Source organism: Sphingopyxis sp. (assembly GCF_035998905.1).
Taxonomy (GTDB): domain Bacteria; phylum Pseudomonadota; class Alphaproteobacteria; order Sphingomonadales; family Sphingomonadaceae; genus Sphingopyxis.
In genome coordinates, this window is record NZ_DASYHG010000012.1 from 1 (window position 1) to 5,967 (window position 5,967).

Below are 5,967 nucleotides of genomic sequence, written 5' to 3' on the forward strand. Positions count from 1 at the left end.
CGAACCACTGTCTCCACGATCAACATCCCGTTCTCGCCAACTGATCAAAACCAGTCGGCCGACTAAATCCCCGGGATGAAGGGGTCCTTTTTGCACGCCGATCACCCCACGAAGGGGGTGCCTATTGCACGCTGATCCTCAGTAAATGGTCTTCATCTGCAGAAGTCCCATGACCGGCAAGCACGAGGTCAAACCGTTCGACGGACTGATCGGTGAGAAGAAAATAGCGGTCGGCGAAGAGATCGAACAGGACGACGGCGCCATTGAAATGGCAGTGATGCAGGCCCGATCGCAGCATGGCGGACATTTCGATAATTGCGCGGGGCAATGCGAATGGCGTGCCGCATGCGAGCGGCACGCCACCGCTTTCAGTCGTCGGCCGTGATGCCGCCGGCGAACAGATAATGTTCGCCCTGATCTTCGTCGACCGGCCCGAGCGGCTCGATGCCGCGGGTTTCGACGCTGATGGCGCCGAGGTCGATCAGTTCGTTGAAGTCCTTCATCGCTTCTTCCTTCCCAATTCGCGACCAGAATGAGTCGCATTCGGGAAGTTATGCCTCGGGCAGAGTGGCATCCATTTTATAATCGAATAATAATCGGATACCCATCAATCTCCCAAAAAAGTGACCGAGCCAAGGAAACGCACGTCGGGGCGCGTACCACTACCTTTAGCTTTCGCCTGGACATGCGTAGCGGAACCCGGTCACACGCTTCAACAATTGCGAAGCGCGCGGTTTCATCCCCGATCGATTGAGCAATTCGCAACGACAACTGGAACCGGAATTGGATGTTTCCGTGAACTGCATCGATGTTCGACAGACAGGTCGCCCAGACACGGCCTGCGATAGCCGCAGCCACTTCCCATTCGTAGATGGCTTATGGTCGACCTTGCAGATTCTTTCCGATGCCACGATCCCAAGTGGTGACATTATGGGGACAAACCCCATCAAAGGCCGCTTTGTCACCAAACGTCGCAGTGCGCCTGGAGGTCTAAGTCACTGGAAAATGTATGAAAACTGGAGCGGGCGAAGGGATTCGAACCCTCGACCCCAACCTTGGCAAGAAATTACGACAACTACGCCAGAACTTCTTTTTTTACGCCAAGGCACTAAAAAGCAAGCTTTTGTTGACTTCAGCCTACGATATTCTATCCTCGACCTACCCTGCGAAGCGGTGAATTTCTATTACGTCCTTATTACTTTTCGAATCTGCCACCCTCGCGTAATATGATGGAGGAACTTGTGGCGCTTGCAAAGCTCAATAAGCGGACGGTCGATGCGCTGGCTGCACCAGCGACAGGCCAGGCATTTCTTTGGGATACCGAGATCAAGGGTTTCGGTGTCCGTGTCGGCGCAACCGGGACGAAAACCTTCGTCATCCAGTATATGAATGAGGAAGGCCGGGTTCGGCGAGTGAAGATCGGGCGCTTCGGCGTCATGACGGTTGAACAAGCCCGCGAGCTGGCGAAGATTCAGTTGGGCAAGGTCGCCTCTGGCGAAGATCCCGCAGAGGAGTCGCGCAGGGTCCGGAAGGATCTCAATGTCGCCGAGATGTGCGAATGGTATCTCGTCGAAGCGCGGGCCGGCCGCATTCTTGGACGGAAGAACCGCCCGATCAAGGACACCTCGCTCAATATGGATGAGAGCCGCATCCGGACGCATATCATCCCGCTGATGGGCAAACGCCTCGTGCGGAAGCTGACGATCGCCGACGTCGAGGCCATGCAGAATGACATCGCCTCCGGTCAGACCCGAAAGCCTCCTTCGGGCGGGCGCGGCGGCCGCCCGACGGGCGGTGCCGGCGTTGCCGGGCGGAGCCTCGGCACCCTTCAGGCCATTCTCGGCCACGCAAAGCATAAGGGACTGATTGCGGAACATCCCACGAAGGGCGCGAAGAAGCTCGCGACGAAGAAAAAGACCCGGCGCCTCAGCATCGCCGAGATCGAGTTGCTGGGTCGGGCGATCGGCCGGGCCGAGCTGGGTTCCGAGAACCCCGTTGCGCTCGCCATTGTCAGGACGCTCCTTCTGACCGGCTATCGGCGGGAAGAGGCGCAGGCACTGCAGCGGCAGTGGGTCAATCCCATGGGCGGTTACGTCGCGTTCCCCGACACGAAGAGCGACGCGCAATATCGGGCGATCGGACCCGAGGCGATCAAGATCATCGTCGCACAGCCCGAAATTGCCGGCTGCCCCTACGTCTTTCCCGCGTCTAATGGCGAAGGCCCTTTTACCGCCGTCAGCGACTGCCTCGCCCGGCTATGCCGCTCGGCCGGCATCGAGGGTGTAACGCCGCATACGCTGCGCCACACCTTCGGGAGCATGGCTGGCGAACTCGGCTTCTCCGAGCTCACGATCCGCGCGATGCTAGGCCACGCGTCGCAAAGCGTGACGCAGGACTATGTACATATCGACGAAGCCGTGAAGCTGGCGGTAAGCCGGACCTCGGACGAGATCGCGAAACACCTCGAGACTGGCGTGCGGAAGGCGGCGCAGATGAAATTCGCCGCCTGATCAGGGCGGCGTCGCGCGCTCGCCCGGCGTAACAGCCGGCAACCGGAGGAAAATGGTCTGGTGGTCATACTTCCGCGAGATGCCGAAAATGATGGCCTCTAGCAGTTCGAGACGATTTCCTTTTGGGTAGACATGAGGATGAGCGGATCACGAATTGTGCACCATTGCGCTCCGTTTCGCTGTCAGATGCGGGTAGGCGCACGATATTTACAAAAGCATCTTGCAATACGCACAGATTCGTGACAGAAATCCCTTGTTGCTAACGGGGACACTGCTCCATGGATATTCGCCGCACCATTCTCGACACCGTTCCGAAGGAACTGTGGATCGACCTCGAAGACCGTCACCGCGCTGAGGCGTTCAAAGCGCACGATGTCGTGAAGACGAACATCCCGCTGAACGCCAAGCGCAGCCGCGAGGTCGAAGGTCAGATCCGCTTCCGCCTGCAGGAGCAGGGCTATGAAGAGGTCGTCCAGCTTCATGGCGGCCACCTCGTCGAAGATGGCATCATGCCCGGCACCGACTTGCGCGTATATCAGCCCTTCGCCCGCTTTCAGGGTCCGAAGGTCGGGGTCATCCTCGGTTTTGCGGCGATGCCCGAACGGCGCAAGATGCCCGCGAAGAACATGTCGCGTGCCGCCGGCGTCACGTTGAACTGGCATCTTCAGCCGAGCATGTTCGACGATCCGAAGAGCCTGCGCGCGAACGATATCTTCGTTCTCTTTCTCACCGCTCGCGATCGCAACAAAGCCGGCATGATTGAGGAAATAGCGGTCGGCGTCATCGGCGCCGACTACAAGGACTTCATCTTTTACGAGTCGCTCGAAGACTTCTTGCGCGGCTACGGCGAAGACAGCGAAGGTCCGGATGGCCCCGATGGTTCCGACGACCGCGGTGCCGAGGTCAAACTCCGCAAGACTCGCAAGCTGTTCTTGCCTCCGGAGAATCGTCCGGATAGCGACGCCGAGGACGGCTCGAACGAATAAGTCGGTCGCACCGACAAACGCTGATTTTTCTCCGCTTCGCACCCCTCAAAGGGTGCGAAGCCGCAAGGACTCCGGCCATGAGAATTGGTACTCCAGGGTTTATCCCGGCACGGCTGACCGAGATTCGTCATGCGCGGCGTATCCCGTCTCGCGCTGCGTTGGCGCGGCGCCTCAATTCGAGCGCCAGCACCGTGTCGCGATGGGAAGATGAGGATTCAGACCAGACCCCAGACCCGACCGCGCTTCTTCAGCTCGCCGGCGAGATGCAGGTCCGTCCAGAATATTTCCTGCGCGAGACGTATGAGAGCGACCGACCGACCTTCTTGCGTTCGCTGTCGAGCACCCTTGTACGCGACCTCGCGTATCAGAAGGCCCAAATGCAGTGGCTGCACGAGGCCAGCTTTATCATCAGCCATTATGTCGACCTGCCGGAAGTCGACATCCCCGACGTATTGGCGGGTGCCGACTATACCCAGCTTCGCGATGCTGACATCGAACAGATCGCCCTCGACCTTCGCAAGCACTGGAACCTCGGCGAAGGACCGAGCGGCGACATGGTCACTTTGATGGAGCGCATCGGCATCGTCGTTGCGACGATACCGATGAATACAACCAAGCTTGATGGTCTTTGCAGTTGGTCCCCTATCGATGGCCGTCCGCATGTACTTCTTGCGACCGACAAGATGTCCTTCCCTCGCAGGCAGATGGACGCAGCTCATGAGCTAGCGCACGCCATCCTCCATAAGGCTGTGCCGGAAGAGGAGTTCGAGGCTAATCTCCGCGTGATCGAGCGGCAGGCCTTTCGGCTCGGCAGCGCCTTTCTCATGCCTTCGACAAGCTACCCCCATGAGGTCCGGCGCTGCTCGCTTGCTGTGTTGGCCAGCCTCAAGGAAAGGTGGCGGGTATCGATCAAGGCGCAGATCAAGCGCCTTTCGGATCTCGACATCATTCCCGAGGACTTGTCGCGGCAGCTTTACAAACTTTACTCGGCAAAAGGCTGGTCAAAGGGCGAACCGCTCGATCAGCACTGGCCGGTCCAGCAACCACGAGCGCTACGTGACAGCCTCAACCTGATCGTCGACAACGGCGTTCGCAGCAAGGCTGACCTGCTGGCGACCGAGTTCACGATATCGGCAACCGATATTGAGCCGCTTTGCGGTCTGTCACCGGGATGGTTCGATCGCGATGCGGCTGAGGTTGTGACGCTGAAGCTCGCTTCGTCGGATGGTGAGGCTACGCCGCGAGGTGAAGGTCAAGTCATCGCATTTCCGGACCGCTATCACCGCTGACGTTGATAGGCTCAAGATAGCGCGAGAATACCTCCCACGGCGATTAGGGCCCAGCTTACAAGAGACTTTCAGCCGCCTAATGCCGCGCCCTCGCAAAACCGCGATCGGTCGCAATGAACCGCTCGAGCATCGGGGGTATCAGCCGTTCGATTGGTAGCGCCTCGGGAAGGCCATTTTCCTTCGCATGCGCCGCGGCATAGTCGGCGAGATCGCGCGCGAGCTTACCCGTGAGTTCGACAACAGCCTTGACCGGCTTCTCCTCGACGATTGGCCCAAGGCGAAGCCGGCTCATCCCCGATCCGCCTGCGGCTCGATAATGAGGTCGCGGGTGACGATCACGCGGAGCGCGAACCCCGGGCGAATGGTGAGCGTTGGACGCACCGCCAGTTCGCGCTCCACGATACGGCGCCCGGCCTGGCTCGTGCTGTCCTGCATCCCGTAGCGCAGCGCCCGGGCGAGTTCATCATCGCCGCCGACGCTGAGTTCGCTCCCGACCCCGAGCAGGGTCGAGACGAGCGCGGCGCGGACCATCCGGCCCCAATGATTGTTCACCCGATCCTCCAGCCCCGACATGCCTGCGGCGTCGGCGCCGGGCTGCCGTTCGAGGCGGATCGATCGTCCGCCGGGCAAGATGAGGCGATCCCATGCGAGGAGCAGCCGGCTCTGTCCCGCCGCGATCTCGCTGTCATATTCGCCGATCAACCGCGACCCTTGCGGGATGAGCAGGATACGGCCGGTCGGACTGTCATAGATATTCTGCGTCACCTGCGCGCTGATCTGGCCCGGCAGGTCGGAGCGTATGCCCGTTATGAGCGCTGCCGGAATGACAGTCCCGGCCTGCACGACCAGCGCGGAACTCGGGGCGATCAGCCGCTCGCCACTTTCGAGGGGCCTTTTCGACCCCGACGCCAGAAACTGGCGCCGCCCCTCATTGGCCGTGCGAGGCTCCGGCGCCTGGTCGGGCGCGGCCGCCTCGGCGGATACAATGTCTGTTGCGGCGGAACTTGTGGTTCCGCCTGCCAGAAAGAGCCGGCTCGTCTGGGTGTCAAACGGCGTTCAAAAGGGACCCCCGATCGGCGTCGAAGAGGGACCCCTTTTCGGATATGATGTTGGTTTGTTGAAGATGGCCTTGCGCTGCGTGCGGCGGAGGGCGGGCGTAGCCCGACCGGAGGCGCGCGCAGC

7 protein-coding genes are annotated in these 5,967 nt (G+C 60.3%); 4 read left to right on the forward strand and 3 right to left on the reverse strand.

Annotated elements, in window-relative coordinates:
• The first annotated feature begins 169 nt into the window (after nucleotides 1–169).
• Complete coding sequence (locus tag VGN62_RS05395; RefSeq protein ID WP_058455980.1) at nucleotides 170–385, forward strand: hypothetical protein; 216 nt, start codon at nucleotides 170–172, stop codon at nucleotides 383–385.
• Here the strand turns inward: VGN62_RS05395 and VGN62_RS05400 are convergent.
• On the reverse strand, nucleotides 369–503 hold the full coding sequence (locus tag VGN62_RS05400; RefSeq protein ID WP_137865550.1) for a benenodin family lasso peptide: 135 nt from the start codon (nucleotides 501–503) through the stop codon (nucleotides 369–371). The two genes, VGN62_RS05395 and VGN62_RS05400, sit on opposite strands and share 17 nt — an antisense overlap.
• Before the next feature lie 738 nt (nucleotides 504–1,241).
• On the opposite strand from VGN62_RS05400, the gene VGN62_RS05405 reads away from it, so the two are divergent.
• From VGN62_RS05405 to VGN62_RS05415, 3 genes are all read left to right on the forward strand, one after another.
• Complete coding sequence (locus VGN62_RS05405) at nucleotides 1,242–2,510, forward strand: site-specific integrase (RefSeq protein ID WP_327451673.1); 1,269 nt, start codon at nucleotides 1,242–1,244, stop codon at nucleotides 2,508–2,510.
• 278 nt (nucleotides 2,511–2,788) lie between these two features.
• The gene (locus tag VGN62_RS05410) at nucleotides 2,789–3,496 is read left to right on the forward strand and encodes a hypothetical protein (RefSeq protein WP_327451674.1); all 708 of its coding nucleotides are present in this window, start codon (nucleotides 2,789–2,791) and stop codon (nucleotides 3,494–3,496) included.
• Nucleotides 3,497–3,573: 77 nt separating this feature from the next.
• Complete coding sequence (locus VGN62_RS05415; RefSeq protein WP_327451675.1) at nucleotides 3,574–4,785, forward strand: XRE family transcriptional regulator; 1,212 nt, start codon at nucleotides 3,574–3,576, stop codon at nucleotides 4,783–4,785.
• A 76-nt stretch (nucleotides 4,786–4,861) separates the two neighbouring features.
• Here the strand turns inward: VGN62_RS05415 and VGN62_RS05420 are convergent, their stop codons facing one another.
• Together VGN62_RS05420 and VGN62_RS05425 are read right to left on the reverse strand one after the other, a co-directional pair.
• Nucleotides 4,862–5,077: a DUF2274 domain-containing protein gene (locus tag VGN62_RS05420; protein WP_327451676.1), complete on the reverse strand. Its 216-nt coding sequence runs from the start codon at nucleotides 5,075–5,077 to the stop codon at nucleotides 4,862–4,864.
• Nucleotides 5,074–5,628: a TrbI/VirB10 family protein gene (locus VGN62_RS05425; protein WP_414713248.1), complete on the reverse strand. Its 555-nt coding sequence runs from the start codon at nucleotides 5,626–5,628 to the stop codon at nucleotides 5,074–5,076. The genes VGN62_RS05420 and VGN62_RS05425 overlap by 4 nt, the downstream gene beginning before the upstream one ends.
• Nucleotides 5,629–5,967: the final 339 nt, after the last annotated feature.

What these genes read in the sequence shown, in the direction of transcription:
- VGN62_RS05420 (WP_327451676.1), bottom strand. Translation starts at nt 5,077, where the DNA reads ATGAGCCGGCTTCGCCTTGGGCCAATCGTCGAGGAGAAGCCGGTCAAG.
- VGN62_RS05415 (WP_327451675.1), top strand. Translation starts at nt 3,574, where the DNA reads ATGAGAATTGGTACTCCAGGGTTTATCCCGGCACGGCTGACCGAGATT.
- VGN62_RS05400 (WP_137865550.1), bottom strand. Translation starts at nt 503, where the DNA reads ATGAAGGACTTCAACGAACTGATCGACCTCGGCGCCATCAGCGTCGAA.
- VGN62_RS05410 (WP_327451674.1), top strand. Translation starts at nt 2,789, where the DNA reads ATGGATATTCGCCGCACCATTCTCGACACCGTTCCGAAGGAACTGTGG.
- VGN62_RS05395 (WP_058455980.1), top strand. Translation starts at nt 170, where the DNA reads ATGACCGGCAAGCACGAGGTCAAACCGTTCGACGGACTGATCGGTGAG.